This is a genomic window from Acetobacter sp. DmW_043 (genome assembly GCF_002153485.1).
Taxonomy (GTDB): domain Bacteria; phylum Pseudomonadota; class Alphaproteobacteria; order Acetobacterales; family Acetobacteraceae; genus Acetobacter; species Acetobacter thailandicus.
Map to the genome: position 1 here is coordinate 14,845 of NZ_JOMN01000008.1, position 16,497 is coordinate 31,341.

Consider the following 16,497-nt stretch of genomic DNA (forward strand, 5'->3'; position numbering starts at 1 on the left):
AGGATCGTAACGACACACTGTAAAGCATCACTGATTACGAAAAAATATAGCGCGTGCAGGGGGAACATTAAACCCTTCCAAACTCTGCCCGTTTTACTCCAGGATGTGCATACTCTCTTCACCATAACTCTGATGCCGCGAAGAGACACTTTATTGCCGGGAAGACAACAGACTATGAGCATATCGCACCATAAAAAAAACCTTATAAGTTATTCCGCTCTGTCAGCCACAGGCTCTGTGTGCATCACCCTTCTTGCAATATTAAATTCTCCCGTTATGGCAGCACCGGCAGAGACGCCCTCTGCCCCGGCTACGGCGATAGAACATGTAGCCCTTCCTTCTGAACCTCCGGCAGCAGCACCTGCAACAGTTGAACAGGCTACAGGGGCTGAGGCTCCCGCTCCGGAGACGGCAATTCAGCATGCTGCATTATCTGCGCCTGCCGGGCTTTCAGCCATACCTGACGAAGTTAAAGAAAGCACAACTGAGACACAGACAGCTGCGGCAGATACAACAACAGCACAGCCGTCACTGCCCTTACCTTCGCCCCAGGCGACTGCAACACCTATTATTTCTCCGATGGTTGTACCGCAGGATTTAAGACCGCCTTCGGTCTCACTCGGAGATCTTTTTGTTGCGATACATCGTGCCAAAATCTATACAGATCCAAAATCTGCCTCTGATGCGACACCAGACCAGTCTCCTGACTCTCTGGTTGCTTTGTGGAAACAGGAAAAAGATAAACCCGGTTTTGACCTGAAAACATTCGTAACAAAACATTTTACTATGCCCGTGTTACGAACAGCATCCTATTCTCGAAAACCTGATGAAAATGTAAGAGATTATATAAGTGGGATGTGGGATGTTTTAACCCGCAAAGCAGATCAGCCTGTTGCCTGGTCATCCTTACTCTCTTTGCCAAATGATTATATTGTTCCCGGAGGGCGTTTTTCGGAATGTTATTACTGGGACACATATTTTACAATGATCGGTCTTTATGAAGATCAGCATATCGACCTGATGCGTAACATGGTAAAAAATATAGCCTCTCTCATTGATCGTTATGGCTTTATGCCTAACGGTAATCGTACATATTATATGGGCCGGTCACAGCCTCCGTTTTTCTCGGTTATGCTTGATCTTCTGGCAAGTCATGACGGACAAATAACATACACCACTTTCCTTCCGGCATTGCGACGTGAATATGACTACTGGACGAAAGGAATGGCTGACCTGAAACCCGGCAGCGCATCTCATCATGTTGTAAAACTTGATGATGGAAGCATTATGTTTCGCCCATGGGACGATATGGATACCCCCCGGGATGAAAGCTATATTCAGGATATTGAAACAGCCGAAAAAACAAAGCGTGATAAAGCTGACCTGTGGCGAAATCTGAGAGCCGGTGCTGAAACCGGCTGGGATTATTCATCCCGCTGGCTGGCAGATGGCAAAACACTTTCAACAATTCAGGCAACATCACTGGTCATTATAGAATATAACTGCCTTATGGTACATCTTGAGCAAACTCTTGCTCATGCCTATGCCCTCAAAAACAATAAGGAGGAAGAAGCATTTTTCACAAGACAGGCTGTTGAGCTTACCAATGCTATTAACACGTATTTATGGAATGCTCAGAAAGGTGCTTATTTTGATTATAACTGGAAGACAAAAAAACAAAGCGATATTTTATCTGTTGCAACAACCGTGCCTCTCTTTTTTCATCTGGCGTCACAAAAGCAAGCTGATGCCGTTGCAGAAACAATTGAAAAACACCTTCTGAAAAAAGGAGGTTTAACACAAACAGATCGTGAAACAGGACAACAGTGGGACTATCCTAATGGCTGGGCTCCTAATGAGTGGATGAGTATTAAGGGGCTTGAACAATATGGTCATAGTAAACTGGCAGAAGAAATTGCACGGCGCTGGATGGAACGTGTTATTGGAACATATGAGAAAAGTGGTGTTCTGCTCGAAAAATATGATGTTGTATCTGAACAAATAAACCCTAAAGGTGGTGCCGGAGGCGGAGAATACCCGATGCAGATTGGGTTTGGCTGGACAAATGGTACACTTCTGGGACTTATGAACCGCTACCCGCAAAAAATGCGTAATATTCTTGATAAAAATCCATTAGCAGACCAGCCGGATCAGCAGCCTTTGCCGCCGGTAGATGCCTGGAACGCTAAAGGGCCGGAAATTTCTATCACCGAAAAATCACCTGTTAAAGGTATGCCTCTGTCTGCTCTGCATACTGAACCATCCCCCCAGGTCGTAAATCCACCACCACCGCAGGAAAGAGTGAACTCTAAAGACCCTTCTCCTTAATGGAGAAGGTCTTAAAAACAATATTATATACCGGGAAGTTCATTAACTGTTACAACACGCCAGCCTTCATCAAGACGTTCGAGAATAGTCACAGACAAATTCTGAATTGAAAAATGTAAGGCTGTTTCTATATGAACAGACAATGCATGTGACAGAGCGGCACGAATAGCTCCGCCATGACTGACCGCAATAATGTTTTGTCCCGCATACTGGTGCGAAAGGCGATCAAGGGCGCGACCTGCACGGGCAGTCACCTCGACCATACTCTCACCACCAGGGGGGCACTCAGTCGCTGAAACAGGCCAGAACGGATGTGGCGGCATATGCAGATAAGCAGTGACATCACTGTGAGGCATTCCCTGCCACTCTCCAAGATTTTGTTCAATAAAGCCTTGTTCAACGTCTGCATGCGCCGGACCATAGCCTGCATCCCATATCGCTTCAGCTGTTTTTCTGGTGCGTGAAAGAGGCGTAACCAGCCAGTGTGCCTCCCTCGGCAGGCGTGCTGCGAGAGCTTCATACATCGGACGCTGCGCAATGAGTGTGTCCGGGCATAATGGCACATCAAGGGTGCCATAAAGGTTCATACGCGCATTCTGTTCAACCAGTGCATGCCTGACAAACCAGAAGCGCGTAATCCCCGAAGCCAGCTGTGGGGTATCAAGGAAATTTCCCTGATTAAACTGAGCGGGAGCTGATACATTTTTTTTCAAGGTTATACCACCATCGTGCTATTAGCCCTGATTATGTAGCAAGCCCCCTCTCAGCAGGCAAAGTAATAAAACGATTAAATACCATCAACGGCCTGACGACCAATAGCCGGGTCATCAGTAAAGAAACCATCAAGCCCCATATCGAGATAACGGCGCATTTCAGCAACTGAACCAGGAATATTGCGCGCTGTATCCCCGTCATTGTTACGGAGCTGAAGGGGCAGACAAATATTCTCTGGGCGGCAGGTGTAGGCATGCACCAGTAAACCTGCTGCATGTGCATCATCAATCAGGGTTGTTGGCTTTTGCCATGCACCGTGAGCATCACGCGGGATCAGATCAGTGAGAGACGGACCAATTACGTCAGCATACGTTCTGACATGCTTAAGGCCTTCTGGTGTCATCAGCTGCCCAAAAGTGGTTTTATCGCCTTTAGCCAGCAAATCAGGTGGTATCTGATTACGTTCACCCATCAGAAACATTACTCTGGCCTGAGGGTTAATCTCTTTTACAGCCTTATTGAGTTTATGCAGGTTACCTGTTTCAAAAGACTGCACTTCAAGTGGTGCCTGACGTGTATAATCATGTGCCGCAATCACTTCAAGAAATCTGGTTTCAGGATCAAGCCCCAGAGCATGAAAATGCGTTGAATTTTTTACTTCAGGAATAATACCAATAATCCGTCCGCGCGCTGCAGATTCAGCCGCAACAAAATCAATCATTTCCTCAAAAGTAGGAATATCAAAGCGCCCGTTATAACGAGTATTATGAGGGCGTAATTGCGGCAAACGCTCACGTGCACGAAGAGTTTTTAATTCAGCCAGAGTAAAGTCGGTCGTAAACCATCCGTTTTCCTCTCTGCCATCAATCACCATTGTCCGGCGTCGGTTTGCAAACTCTGGCCGGCTCGCAACATCACTGGTTTCTACAATATTACTTTCATGACGGCAAACCAGAACACCATCTTTTGTTGGCACAAGATCAGGCTCAACAAAATCAGCTCCATCTGCAATCGCTTTTGCATATGAACCCAGCGTATGCTCAGGCCTTTGTGCTGAACAGCCACGATGCGCAAAAACCAGAGGCTTTGGTGCTAAAGACGGAGTGGCCTGAGCTGAACTGGCTTTAAAACCTCTGGCAATGACAGGCATTGCCAGAGTAGCGCACAGTAAGGAACGACGTGAAAAAGAAACCATAGCCACGCCCTCTCAGAATGTGCTGCTAATTGTAAGGAAATACATGCGTGGTGCAATCGGGAAAGCCGTATACTGGCCAGACGCATTGTTTGCGTTGATTGTTGACCACCCTTTTTCATTCGTCAGGTTCGTAACATTTCCCTGAATGCGCAGATTACGCACATGAGGAATACCTGTAATATTATAACCCGCGTTCAGGCTAAACAATGCATAAGCTGATGCATGAAGATCGTTTGTAAACGTTGTATAACGCTTACCGACAACATCCCCCACAAACTGCGCATCGAAATTACCCCAGTGGGTCGAAGCCACAAATTTTTCAGTCCAGTTAGGCACGTCAGCAACATTTCTGCCAGCCGTATGCACCACGGTCGAACCGGTTATATAATTATCGTTATAAACAGACTTATTATAAGAAAGAGCGTTATAGAATGAGAAATGGTTACCAAACTGGGCGGTGAACGAGAAATCCATACCGTCGGTGGTTACTGACCCCACGTTTGTCAGGGTTGTAGCACTTCCTACGATAGAAGACAGAGTTTGTGTTGATGCTACTGCCAGCAAACGGTTTGAGAAATGAACATGATAATATTCAAGCTGACCACTGATGTTTGTCAGAGGACCAAAATGCACACGTCGGTTAGTACGCAGGCCTGTTTCATACGTCCATGATGATTCAGCTTTACCATGACGTTTGAAGTCTTCAAATGCCTCCTGGCTGGTTACACCCCAGGGGGTTGCATTACCATAACCAGCAGCCTGGAATGATCTTACGTTTTCCTGAATATTAGCAAACCACTGCTCATGTTTTGTAATATTCCACAATGCACCAAATGAGGGCAGGAAAGGTTTAACTGTTGAAATTGTACCGCCAGGAACTGTTATCGCTGTTTTAGGTGACAATGAACCCGGGATAGCAGAAACAGGCAGCGTACCATTGGTATAAACCAGCTCAGATTTAAATCCGGCATTTAACAGGAAATTTTTAGTAACCTGCCAGTTATCCTGCAAATGTGTGGTCCAGGTATTTGTATAAAAATTGTTGGTATATTGTTTAATTAACGGATTATGCTGACGGTCATAAGGTGTCGTGGGGTCAGATGCGCTAAATGGATACCAGCGACGGGCCTGCGTGTTGTTATTGCGCTCATACCAGCCACCCAGTTCGATATGATGATGACCAAGCTTATAACTCAGATTGCTGATAACGCCACCACGATTGTCCCAGTACTCTGTTGTTCTGGTCGCAATACCAGAACCACCAAATACTGTTTTCAGATCCTGTCCCGGAAAATATGAAGAAAACATTGCAGGCAGACCAGCAGCACTGATTGGCCCTGCGACCACACCTTCACCAAGATCATGATGATAGTAAAAACTCGTGTCCCATTTTAAATTTTCACTGAAATCATGGTGCCATTTTGTATACATCAGGAAGTCTTCACGCTGTGCCGCAGAATAATAGTTGCGGTAGTTCAGACCTGCCTGTTTATACTCTGATGAGTTATAGTACTGTAACGCCTGGTTAAGATTAGGATACATAAAGGGGCGCACATAAAGTGAGCCACCATTAGGCATCACAATGCCGTCTTCATTAGGCTCAACTTTATTAGACCAGTCGAAAAACACAGTTACTTTGTTTTTCTTATCTTCATGCACAAACTTGGCGTTAACCTGGTTACCACCCTGATGACCGGCAAAGTCCCACGCACGGGCGTCCTGACGGGCCCAGGATACATATGCTGAGTTACCATTGCCAAAATCACCGGTATCAATACGGGCAAATGTACGAAATGTAGACCAGCTGCCAAAAGTCTGATTCAGCTGACCACCTGCACGGTGCAGAGGGTCCTGTGTGGTAAACTCAAGTGTTCCGCCCAGATTACTGGTTGAAGCCGTACCAAGCGCACCAGCCCCTGTCGCCACAGAAGCGGAGCCTATATTTTCACTAATCGCTGCACGCTGAGGTGAAAGGCCGTTATAGTTACCATAAGACTGATCACCCAGCGGAATACCATCAAGTGTAAAACCCAGCTGGCTCTGATTAAACCCATGTACGAACAGAGACATATTCTGTTCGTTATTACCCCATGGATCGGCATTGTTAAAAACCACACCAGGAAGAATCTGCAACGCCTTCAGCGGGTTAATCCCTGGTAAAATACGCTGCATTTCTGTGTGCCCGACCGTCTGCTCAGAGCGTGTATGGCGACCTGTCGCAATAATCTGTTCAGATCCACCTGAAGCCACCTGTGTAGCACGACGCCTGGCCTGGCGATGAGGCACCCCGGCCGCCAGAGGCATGGCAGCTGCTGGTTTTACCTGAGCCTGCGAACGGTTATGTGTCGTATGCGTTGCATGTACATGACGAGTATTACCCGCAGCGTGTGCGACTGATAGTGCCAGTGGCGAGCAAAACAGCCATAGCGCAGCACGATGGAGAGACGGCGATGAAGATAAACGCATTGAAAAAGCTAAGCCTTGCAGGAAATGAAACCTGCCTCATTCATAAAAATGAAAAGCTACAAATAAGAGTTATAGTTTTATGACAACGCCTCAGAACAGGCACTTTGTGTTAAAATAAACACAATTAAGGAGAAAAATGTTTTTTCTATTGTTTCAGTTTTATGACAATAAAAAACATTACTATTAAACAATGAATGCAATATATAACAGATCACAATAAAATTAGTTTATTATTTTATGTGATATTATTATTTTTAAAGGATTGAAAAACTGGTGGAGCCAATCGGGATCGAACCGACGACCTCTTGAATGCCATTCAAGCGCTCTCCCAACTGAGCTATGGCCCCGTGCAGTCATAAAGCTCTCACATTTGGGAATGGAGAGTTGATGACTGTCAGTTACAGGGAGTTGTAGTCGTTTGCAAGCCCCTTTTTTCAGGAAAAGATGACTTCTCTTTCACGTAGCGCCTGTAACAGCGGTAAGAGAGGCAGCCCAAGTATAGAAAAAAAATCGCCATCTATCTTTTCAAACAATTGCAGACCTGGCCCCTCCAGCCGATAAGCCCCAACCGAATGCAGGCAATGCTCCCCTTCTGTCTCCAGGTAAGCATCGAGAAATGCATCAGAAAAAAAACGCATCCTCAGATGAGACTGAGTAACATGCTGCCAGGTCACAGCGCCATCCATATATAAAGCTACAGCAGTATGCAGCGTATGCGTTCTGCCTCTCAGGGCTTTAAGCTGGTCACGCGCCTCAGCCAGCCCTGCAGGTTTATCATAACAGTCTCCCTCACATGACAGCATCTGGTCCGCACCAATTATACATCCTTCATGCAAGGCCGCGACCGCTGTGGCTTTTGCTTCAGCCAGAGACAACGCAACAGCCGAGGGGGAAAGGCCCTGCTTCATCCCCTCAAGCTTGAGAATATCCTCATCGACCTGCGCTGTATGTACACAAAAGGAGAGCCCAGCCTGCGTCAGAAGTTGTTTTCGGGCTGAAGACCCGCTGCCTAAAATCAGCCTGGCAGGTTCGTTATGCTCAGGAGTCGATGCTGAATGTGAAAATATCATAGAAACGAGTCCCTTATCGGTATGACGTGAAATCTGAGCTGTGTATAAAAAGTTGATAGCTGGGGTACGTGTGGATTGTACGGTCTTCCTTTCTTCATTGTACCGAGTACCGTGAATAACAACCAGGAGTCATAAACCGGTGAATTGTACACAGCCCTTCTGTGGAGAATTCTGGATAACTTCAAAAAATGGCTATTTCCCAGTTACATAAAACTTGTACACACTGTGGGAAAGATGGGGTACATTTTTGGAATAGTGGGTACCCCATCATCCACAGTACCCTATAAACTCCACAAAAATTTCTTTTCTTTTTTATATTAAGGGAGGCCATGGACAGAGATGAAAAAGATGTGCAGGACTGCTGGACATGAATAACGAACCTCAAATCCCTTCGACGAAACGTTTGCTCAGAACCTTAAATGGTGAAGCACTCTGGCCCCCTCCTGTCTGGCTTATGCGGCAGGCTGGCAGGTTTTTACCTGAATTTCGTGCAGAACGTGCTAAGGCCGATTTTCTGACACGGTGTATGACACCTGATATAGCAACAGAATTAACGCTTCAGCCTATCCGTCGATTTGGAATGGATGGTGCTATTCTGTTCTCTGACATTCTGATTCTGCCATGGGCTATGGGGCAGTCACTTGAATTTGTAGAAAGCAAAGGTCCTCTTCTTTCTCCCATACGCTCAGAAGCAGATTTTAAGCGTCTTGATCGTCAGCGTATCGCAGATGTAACAGCTCCTGTTCTTGAAACACTTGGTCGTCTGAATAAAATTTTTAACGGCACAGACACAGTTGGTGTTGCAAAACCAGGTTCAACAACTCTGCTGGGCTTTACGGGCGCTCCTTTCACAGTTGCATGTTATATGGTTGAAGGAAAAGGCTCGCGGGATTTTGCAACTGTGCGAAAAATGGCTTTTTCTGAAACAGCTCTTTTTGATCGCTTAATTGCATTACTCACTGAAACAACCACAGAGTATCTCAGTGCGCAGATTACAGCCGGAGCTGAGGCTGTCATGTTGTTTGATTCATGGGCCGGTCTTTTACCACCTTCAGAATTCAGGCGATATGTCATTGAGCCAACCTGTCAGATTGTAGCATCGCTCAAAGCCCGTCACCCTGGGGTTCGTATAGTTGGTTTTCCGCGCCTTGGCGGCATTATGGTGCCTGAATATGCTGAAAAAACAGGAGTGGATGTTGTCGCTCTTGATACGGGGACTGATCTGAAAAAAATCCTGCCACTTCTGCCTCCTTCCGTCGGTGTGCAGGGTAATCTTGACCCGATTGCTGTTCTCGCTGGTGGTGAGGCGATGAAGCGTGAAGCTTTATACGTCAGGGAAGCCGGTAAAGGGCGGGCTCATGTTTTCAATCTTGGGCATGGTGTTTTACCTCAGACACCAGTTGAGCATGTGCAGGAACTGATCAGAACAATCAGAGAAGAGCCATAATAATGCAAACATCTTCAGTGCTGTCTTCTGAAGGCAAACTTAAACTTATTATTTTCGACTGTGATGGTGTTCTGGTCGACAGTGAGACAATTTGCTGTCAGGTCAGTGCTGAAGAGGCCCGTCTGGCTGGTATGGAGGCACCTGAAGAAAAAGCTGTTGAGCAGTTTTCAGGTATGGCATTGTCTCTTATTCAGAAAAAAATAGAGAAACAGACAGGAAAAAACCTTGGCCATGACTGGATCAGTAAAATGCAGAAGCGTTTTATTGAGGCTATGGCAGATCACCTTGAACCAGTTGATGGTGTTTATGACATGCTTAAGAGAGTTGAAAAACTCTCTGTTCCTGTAAGGGTCGGTTCAAATTCATCAGCTCTTGAGATGGATCTGAAATTTAAAAAAATGAATATGACACCTTATTTTCAGGATCGTATTCATTCTGCACAGGATATGGGAAAACCAAAGCCTGCACCAGATGTTTACATTAAAGCTGCATCAGATGAAGGCGTAAAACCTGAAAATTGTATCGTGCTTGAAGATAGTGATACAGGCGCCCGTGCCGCAGTGAATGCAGGTATGATGTGTGTTTTGCTTCGCGCGCCAGGTCTGCCTGCTCCTGACTGGCCAGGCCTTAAAGTTATCCATCATCTTTCAGAATTTTCTGATCTTATAGAAAATACTATAAATATTCAGAAAGAATGAAAAATATGTTTATGTTTCTTTTGCCGTGGGTTTCCTGGCTTCTTGCTTTTCATGTGATGTCTGTCATCGCATGGATGGCAGGTTTATTTTATCTGCCTCGTCTTTTTGTCTATCATTGTCAGGTTAAAATCGGGTCAGAGGAAAGCGCTCGTTTTAAACTGATGGAGAGACGTCTGCTGCGGGCAATTATGAACCCTGCCATGATATCAAGCCTTTTATTTGGTGCTCTTCTGACTTTAACACCCGGTCTTATAGACTGGTCATCCGGGTGGTGGTACTGCAAACTTGTTTCTCTTGTCGGTATGTTTGCTTTTCATGGGTGTTGTGCCCGCTGGAGAAAAGAATTTGACAGTGACAGCAACATACACTCTGAACGATATTATCGTATCGCTAACGAAGTGCCGACAATTTTTATGATTATTATTGTGATTATGGTAATCGTAAAACCATTCTGAATTTATTTTCTGCACACTTATTTTTAATAAAATGTGCAGAAAATTTATGTTTAAATAAGTTTTTTTGCTTTGATTAATCCGAAAGCTGCCAGTGTAACCATGCATATGATTTCATTGTTTGATATCATATCTTCAAATTTTTCGAGTGGTAATGTTGTACATAGCATATCCTGCTCTGTTTGCTCTCTTTCAGCTACATCCTGTGTCAGTTCTGTTGCAAGGTAGATATGTCCTTTTTGAGTTGAATATCCCGCTCCCTGATAGACCGGGCCAACATAAAGCATCCTGCCTGCGATAAGACCGGTTTCTTCTTTCAGCTCCCCTGCCGCAAGGTCTTCTGGTTTTGCATCCGGCCGTGTCTCCCACATCCCCATAGGAAATTCCCACAGACGTTCCCCTACAGGATAGCGATACTGGTTAACTAATGTGAGGGTGGGTTTCCCGTCTTTTGTTCTGCCTAAAGGGCAGATAACAGCAAATTGACCGCGTTCAACAACACCATACAGACCATCTTTGCCATCAGGGCGGCGTATGATGTCCTCCCGCACGCGTGTCCACGGGTTTTCATAAGCAATGCGTGAGGAGAGAACAGAATATTCTCCCGGATCTGGCAGAGGGGCAGTCATAGTTGTAGTCTCCTCAGGTTTTTTCGTTGTCCGTTTATGTTACCATGTTTCTGAAGAAGAAAAGAAAATTAAAGGTTTCTGTAATGTCGTCCGCTCAGGTAAAATCTTCTTCTGCTTTAAAGAGTATTCTGCCAGTCGTTTTGTTTACGCTGTTTTGTTATATCGTCATTGGTCTGCAAATGGCCGTTACACCGCTGTTTGTGCATGAAAAGCTTGGTTTCAGCTCTGCTATGGCTGGTTTTGCAGTGTCAGTTCAATATCTGGCAACATTTGCAACCCGGGCAGATGCCGGCCGCCGCATTGATAGTGTTGGCCCCAAAAAAGTTGTTTTAACTGGTTTGCTGACAGGGGTGTTATGTGGGCTGCTTATTGCATTGTCCGGCATGCTTGCTACCTGGCCTTATATGTCTCTGACCGCTCTTCTTGCAGGGCGTATTACGCTTGGTTTTGCAGAGAGCTGGGTAGCAACATCTGTCATAGTCTGGAACATCAGGCGCGCCGGTGCTGAAAATACGGCGCAGGTTATTTCCTGGAATGGTGTGTGTTCTTATGGTGGCATTGCCCTGGGTGCTCCTGTAGCGATTTTTTTATATTATCAGCATGCTCTGGGCCTTCTGACCGGTTTTGGAATGGTGGGTATTTTATGTGCGGTGCTGATGGGGACTGGTTTCCCTCTGGCTTTTATGAAGCCTGCAGTCCCTCCGATGACGACACAAAAAAAACAGTCATTTTTCAAAACGCTCTCACAGGTCTGGCCCTACGGGGCTACTCTGGCATCAGGCTCGGTTGGGTTCGGAGCTATTTCAGCACTGCTTACGCTTTATTTTGCCCATCGTAACTGGAGCGGTGCCGCAGTCGGGCTTTCTTTGTTTGGTACTCTTTTTGTTCTCACCCGTTTCGCATTTACCAGGCAAATTGCAAAACATGGCGGCGTAACGGTTGCTCTGGTTTCTCTTTTTGTCGAGGCTCTGGGGTTATCATTTCTGGCCTGGGCACCATCAGCTTTCTGGGCCTGTACTGGTGCAGGCCTCTCAGGCGTTGGCTTTTCTCTGTTGTTCCCGTCACTTGGGGTGGGGGTTGTTAACCGGGTTTCAGAAGAGAGCCGCGGTGCGGCTATCGGTGCTTTTTCGGTATTTCTTGATATTGCTATTGCTGTTTCAGGCCCGCTCCTTGGGTTTATTATTCCGCTTTGGGGATATGGAGTTTTGTTTTATCTGACGGCCGTTTGCTGTCTTGCAGGTGTTGGTATGTGTGTTGCTTTAAATGCACAGGCAAAACGATCATAATGCTGGCCTTTTATTGGTGAGCATGAGAGCATAGGCAGGAATAAAGTAAAGAACAAACCGAGAGGAATATTGTATCATGGCTGGTTCTGTTAAATCTGTTGCTGTATTTTGCGGGTCTCGTATGGGCAATAGCCCATTGTACCGCACTGTTGCAGAGCAGGCAGGTCAGATACTTGCAAAAAATGGTGTGAAGCTGGTTTATGGCGGAGGGTCTAATGGCCTCATGGGGGTCGTAGCAGATTCCACCCTTAAAGCCGGAGGGACTGTAACGGGCATTATTCCGCATTTTCTGCACTCGCGTGAAAATATGCATGAAGGTGTGACGGATCTGATCGTTGTTGATTCAATGCATGAACGCAAACAGATTATGTTTGATACAGCAGATGCATACTGGATACTGCCTGGTGGTTTTGGTACTTTTGATGAGACTATGGAAATTCTGACATGGAAACAGCTTCAGAGGCACGCAAAGCCTATTTTACTGGTTAATGCTGACGGCTGGGGTGATGCTCTGATTGCTATGCTTGATGCATCCGTTAAGCAGGGTTTTGCTGAGTCTACGGCCCGGGCAAAAATTGAGGTCGTACCAGACGTAGAGGCCGCTTTTGCCCGTAGCATCTCGGAAACCCGGCAGTATGCCATATCAGTCGAACAGTTCTGACAGGAGATTTTATTACCTTTTCAGCTTTAGGCTATACGGCACTTGCTAAAATAATTCTGACGTTTTATAGGCGCAGGTGTAAGTGTCGGAGTATAGCTCAGCCTGGTAGAGCACTGTGTTCGGGACGCAGGGGCCGGAGGTTCGAATCCTCTTACTCCGACCAATAAATTTCTGGTTAGTGATAAAAAAGATGCGGTCATTTTATTGTTCTGACAAAGAATGACAGATAAAGCAGCATAGCACGGCAGGGAAACAGCCTTGTCGCTCTTTTGCCTGAGTTTACGATATGACATCTTCGCACCCCACAACCTCTTTGTCTTCTGGCAACAGCCTGACACTCTGGCGTATCGTCCTTCTGGGGTTGATTACAGGGATTGGCCCGCTGGCAACTGATATGTATCTGCCTGCCTTTCCGCAGGTTGAGCATGATCTGGTGGGGAGTGGTCCTGGTTCTGCTCAGTTTACGCTGGCTGCCTGGTTCATGGGGCTTGCTCTGGGGCAGTTTTCTCAGGGGCCTTTATCAGACAGGTTTGGGCGTCGCGCACCGTTGATTACAGGCCTGGCTGTGTTTTCTGTTGCATCAGCTGGTTGTGCCGTGGTGCAAAATTATCATCTTTTTTGCCTGCTTCGGTTTATTGGCGCCATAGGCGGCTCTGCTTCGGCTGTTATTCCCCGTGCTATTGTCAGAGATGTCGCAACCGGTAAAGCCGGCGCCAGACTGATGTCTCAGCTGACGCTGGTTTTTGGTGTGATGCCTGTTCTGGCTCCCAGTCTGGGAAGTATCATTCTCAAATTCGGCGACTGGCGGTGGATTTTCTGGGCAGGCTGTCTTTATGGTCTTGTTGGCATTGCAGGCATTGTAAGCAGTCTTCCCGACACCCTTGATGAGAGTAAAAGAACTTCTCTCTCTCCGCTGCGTATTGCCGGTCGTTATCTTACTATTCTGCAGGAGCCGGTGTTTCGTTATAATGCCCTCATAGCGACCTTCTCTACCTTTGTTATGTTCTCTTATCTGAGCAGCGCGCCGGTGTTGTTCGAGCAGGTTCTGCATTTTTCTGCCTCACAGTTTGGTCTTTTTTTTGGGGTGAATGCCGCCGCGTTTATCCTCGGTACGCAGATCAATGGTCGTCTTGTGCATAAGTTCACTATGTCTTTTCTGCTCCAGACTGCTCTTGCCTGGGCGGTGGTCTCGGGGGCTGTATTTACCGTGCTGGCTTTAACAGGGTTTGCTGGTGAGCATCATGCTCTGCTGACCTGTGCTTTAATTACGAGCATTACCGGTGCTCTGGGCTTTATTGGCCCTAATGCAACAGTGATGTCATTTTACCATCATGGGCAGCATGCAGGCAGTGCCTCTGCCATGCTAGGCACCTTGCAGTTTGGTATTGGCTCGATGAGCAGCGTTCTGGTTGCAATGGTGCCCGGAGGGGGGGCTATTCCTACTGCCATCGGGATGATGACGGGTATTGTGGCTATGGGGCTGGCAGATCTGATGCGGCGCAGATTTGCCCGTGCGGGTCATATTTCAGAGTAATAGTTTTTTAACAGGACTTGTCCAGTTCGCATTGTGGCACCAACTGAGGTAAGATCTTATCATACCGACAAAGAACATCAGGATCACAAACCATGTTTATTGAAACCGCTGACACGCCGAACCCATCCACACTGAAATTTTTGCCCGGCCGCTCTGTTATGGGAGATGCCGGTACTATCGATTTCATTGATGCCGATGGTGTTGCCGGTCGCTCTCCTCTGGCGGATGTTCTGTTTGCTATTCCTGGTGTGTCGCGTGTTTTTCTGGGGCACGACTTTGTTTCTGTGACAAAAGCTGATGATGCTGACTGGTCAGAGGTACGCCCTGTTATACTGACTACTCTGGCAGATCATCTGGTGGCAGGTCTGCCGGTTGTAACCGAAGGTGCAGGCGTTACCGAAGATAAGATCGCCCCGGAAGACGAGGAAATTGTGAAGCAGATTAAAGAGCTGCTCGACACACGTGTACGTCCTGCCGTTGCGGGTGATGGCGGCGATATCGTTTTTCGTGGCTACCATGAAGGTGTTGTAAGGCTGACAATGCAGGGTGCATGTTCAGGCTGTCCTTCTTCACGGGCAACGCTTAAACATGGGGTTGAGAACATGCTGCGCCACTATGTGCCAGAGGTTGTTTCTGTTGAACAGGTTGAAGACTAACCTGTTCAACCGTTTAAAAACGGGCACAGCACGGTATGTGCGCGGCAGCGGGTAAGGTGATATATTATGCTGGATAGCAGTGCACAGGATCTACTTTTTCAGAACGCACGGACACCGCGTCGCTGGACAACCCGCCCTGTGGAGGCTGAAACCCTGCGCCGCCTTTATGATATGGTGTGCCTTGGTCCTACTTCGGGGAACTGTTGCCCTGCCCGTTTTATTTTTATTACCGGCTCAGAAGGGCGTGAAAAGCTCCGCCCGGCTTTATCTGCCGGTAATATTAACCGTGTCATGGGGGCCCCTGTTATTGCCATTGTCGCGCATGACCCTCTGTTTTTTGAACAACTCCCTTACCTCGCCCCGGGTGAGGAGCTTCGGTCCTGGTTTGCCACCGACGTAGGCCTTTCTGAAGAGACGGCCTTTCGTAACGGCACGCTTCAGGGGGGATATATGATTATGGCGGCTCGTGCACTGGGGCTTGATGTTTTGCCAGTATCTGGTTTTGACGAAACAACAGTGGAAGAGGCTTTTCTGGCCGAAACAGGCTGGCGTGCGAATTTTTTGCTGTGTCTGGGCTATGGTGACACAGATGGCTTAGCTGCACGGGCCCCGCGTTTATCTTTTGAAGAGGCCTGTCGTTTACTATGACCGATATGCGCCGCATCCTTGTTCTTGATGGCAGTGCTGCGGGAGAGTCAGCATATGGTCTGGCCGCGTGTGTTGAGCATAAAGCAGGGCGATACACTCTTCTTTCCTGCAGCAAAGTAGCTGGTAAGCAGGCTGCTGAGGGTATTGCCGGCCTTGCACACCATGCTCTTGATGATGCCGGATGGAGCAAAGAGGCTGAAACGGCTCCTCATTGTGTTGCCGTTGTCGTGGGCCCGGGTTCTTTCACAGGCTTACGGGCATCCTGCGCGGTGGCTGCTGGTTATGCTCTGGGGCTGGGTGTACCTGTTACGGGTGTTACGCGTGGAGAAGCTCTTCGTCCTGCTCTGGAGCAGACTATTCGTGAACATAGTGAGCAACCATTGCAGGGGTGGCTGCTGGTTACAGCAGCCCGTAAAGGTCGTGTTTTTATTGAAACTACGGAGGGTGTTCAGGCCGTATCCCTCGCTGACTGGATCCCTCCGTCGGGAGTGTGGCTGGTCGCCGGTGATGCGGTGAGCCTTTTACCTGCCATGCCGGAGGGAGAAGTCAGCACACTGGCTATGCCCGATGCTGAGCAGATTGCTCAGGTGGCTCTGGCGAGACTGAACGGTTATCTGCCCCCGCGGGATGCACTGCCTGTCTATGTTGATCCGCCAGAAGCAAAACGTCCTGCCGGTGGACTAAGATCGGCTCCGGTCTGAGTATAAAATAAT

The 16,497-nt window shown here is 47.4% G+C and carries 15 protein-coding genes and 2 tRNA genes; 11 read left to right on the forward strand and 6 right to left on the reverse strand.

Features of this window, described 5'->3' with window-relative positions:
• The first annotated feature begins 174 nt into the window (after positions 1-174).
• Complete coding sequence (treF, locus tag HK11_RS02300; protein WP_233133270.1) at positions 175-2,328, forward strand: alpha,alpha-trehalase TreF; 2,154 nt, start codon at positions 175-177, stop codon at positions 2,326-2,328.
• Positions 2,329-2,351: 23 nt separating this feature from the next.
• Here treF and HK11_RS02305 read toward each other — a convergent pair whose 3' ends face one another.
• From HK11_RS02305 to HK11_RS02325, 5 genes are all read right to left on the reverse strand, one after another.
• On the reverse strand, positions 2,352-3,041 hold the full coding sequence (locus HK11_RS02305) for a histidine phosphatase family protein (RefSeq protein WP_086553734.1): 690 nt from the start codon (positions 3,039-3,041) through the stop codon (positions 2,352-2,354).
• Positions 3,042-3,115: 74 nt separating this feature from the next.
• Positions 3,116-4,237 (reverse strand): glycerophosphodiester phosphodiesterase, encoded by a 1,122-nt coding sequence (locus HK11_RS02310; protein WP_086553735.1) that lies wholly within the window; start codon positions 4,235-4,237, stop codon positions 3,116-3,118.
• Positions 4,238-4,249: 12 nt separating this feature from the next.
• A complete protein-coding gene (locus HK11_RS02315; RefSeq protein WP_086553736.1) occupies positions 4,250-6,703 on the reverse strand; it encodes a TonB-dependent receptor in 2,454 nt (817 codons plus the stop codon).
• A 271-nt stretch (positions 6,704-6,974) separates the two neighbouring features.
• Positions 6,975-7,050 (reverse strand) — tRNA-Ala (locus HK11_RS02320).
• An 87-nt stretch (positions 7,051-7,137) separates the two neighbouring features.
• Positions 7,138-7,773 (reverse strand): nucleoside triphosphate pyrophosphatase, encoded by a 636-nt coding sequence (locus tag HK11_RS02325; protein WP_086553737.1) that lies wholly within the window; start codon positions 7,771-7,773, stop codon positions 7,138-7,140.
• 367 nt (positions 7,774-8,140) lie between these two features.
• On the opposite strand from HK11_RS02325, the gene hemE reads away from it, so the two are divergent.
• Genes hemE through hemJ form a run of 3 tightly spaced genes read left to right on the forward strand, consistent with a single transcriptional unit; the run spans position 8,141 to position 10,373 of the window.
• Positions 8,141-9,220 (forward strand): uroporphyrinogen decarboxylase, encoded by a 1,080-nt coding sequence (hemE, locus tag HK11_RS02330; RefSeq protein WP_086553738.1) that lies wholly within the window; start codon positions 8,141-8,143, stop codon positions 9,218-9,220.
• The gene (locus HK11_RS02335) at positions 9,217-9,918 is read left to right on the forward strand and encodes an HAD family phosphatase (protein ID WP_369822912.1); all 702 of its coding nucleotides are present in this window, start codon (positions 9,217-9,219) and stop codon (positions 9,916-9,918) included. The genes hemE and HK11_RS02335 overlap by 4 nt, the downstream gene beginning before the upstream one ends.
• Positions 9,919-9,923: 5 nt before the next feature.
• Positions 9,924-10,373 carry a protoporphyrinogen oxidase HemJ gene (gene hemJ, locus HK11_RS02340; protein ID WP_086553862.1) on the forward strand — a complete coding sequence of 150 codons (450 nt, stop codon included), beginning with the start codon at positions 9,924-9,926 and terminating at the stop codon, positions 10,371-10,373.
• Between the two features lie 50 nt (positions 10,374-10,423).
• On the opposite strand, the gene HK11_RS02345 is transcribed toward hemJ, so the two are convergent.
• Positions 10,424-10,999 (reverse strand): NUDIX hydrolase, encoded by a 576-nt coding sequence (locus tag HK11_RS02345; RefSeq protein ID WP_086553740.1) that lies wholly within the window; start codon positions 10,997-10,999, stop codon positions 10,424-10,426.
• 83 nt (positions 11,000-11,082) lie between these two features.
• Between HK11_RS02345 and HK11_RS02350 the strand changes: the two genes are divergently transcribed.
• From HK11_RS02350 to tsaB, 7 genes are all read left to right on the forward strand, one after another.
• Positions 11,083-12,285 (forward strand): MFS transporter, encoded by a 1,203-nt coding sequence (locus HK11_RS02350; RefSeq protein WP_086553741.1) that lies wholly within the window; start codon positions 11,083-11,085, stop codon positions 12,283-12,285.
• A gap of 76 nt (positions 12,286-12,361) precedes the next feature.
• A complete protein-coding gene (locus HK11_RS02355; protein ID WP_086553742.1) occupies positions 12,362-12,946 on the forward strand; it encodes a TIGR00730 family Rossman fold protein in 585 nt (194 codons plus the stop codon).
• Positions 12,947-13,032: 86 nt separating this feature from the next.
• Positions 13,033-13,109: transfer RNA gene (locus HK11_RS02360), tRNA-Pro, on the forward strand.
• Between the two features lie 123 nt (positions 13,110-13,232).
• Positions 13,233-14,480: a multidrug effflux MFS transporter gene (locus tag HK11_RS02365; RefSeq protein WP_086553743.1), complete on the forward strand. Its 1,248-nt coding sequence runs from the start codon at positions 13,233-13,235 to the stop codon at positions 14,478-14,480.
• 92 nt (positions 14,481-14,572) lie between these two features.
• Complete coding sequence (locus tag HK11_RS02370) at positions 14,573-15,136, forward strand: NifU family protein (RefSeq protein WP_086553744.1); 564 nt, start codon at positions 14,573-14,575, stop codon at positions 15,134-15,136.
• Between the two features lie 66 nt (positions 15,137-15,202).
• On the forward strand, positions 15,203-15,784 hold the full coding sequence (locus HK11_RS02375; RefSeq protein ID WP_173559172.1) for a malonic semialdehyde reductase: 582 nt from the start codon (positions 15,203-15,205) through the stop codon (positions 15,782-15,784).
• Positions 15,781-16,485: a tRNA (adenosine(37)-N6)-threonylcarbamoyltransferase complex dimerization subunit type 1 TsaB gene (tsaB, locus tag HK11_RS02380; protein WP_233127721.1), complete on the forward strand. Its 705-nt coding sequence runs from the start codon at positions 15,781-15,783 to the stop codon at positions 16,483-16,485. The genes HK11_RS02375 and tsaB overlap by 4 nt, the downstream gene beginning before the upstream one ends.
• Positions 16,486-16,497: the final 12 nt, after the last annotated feature.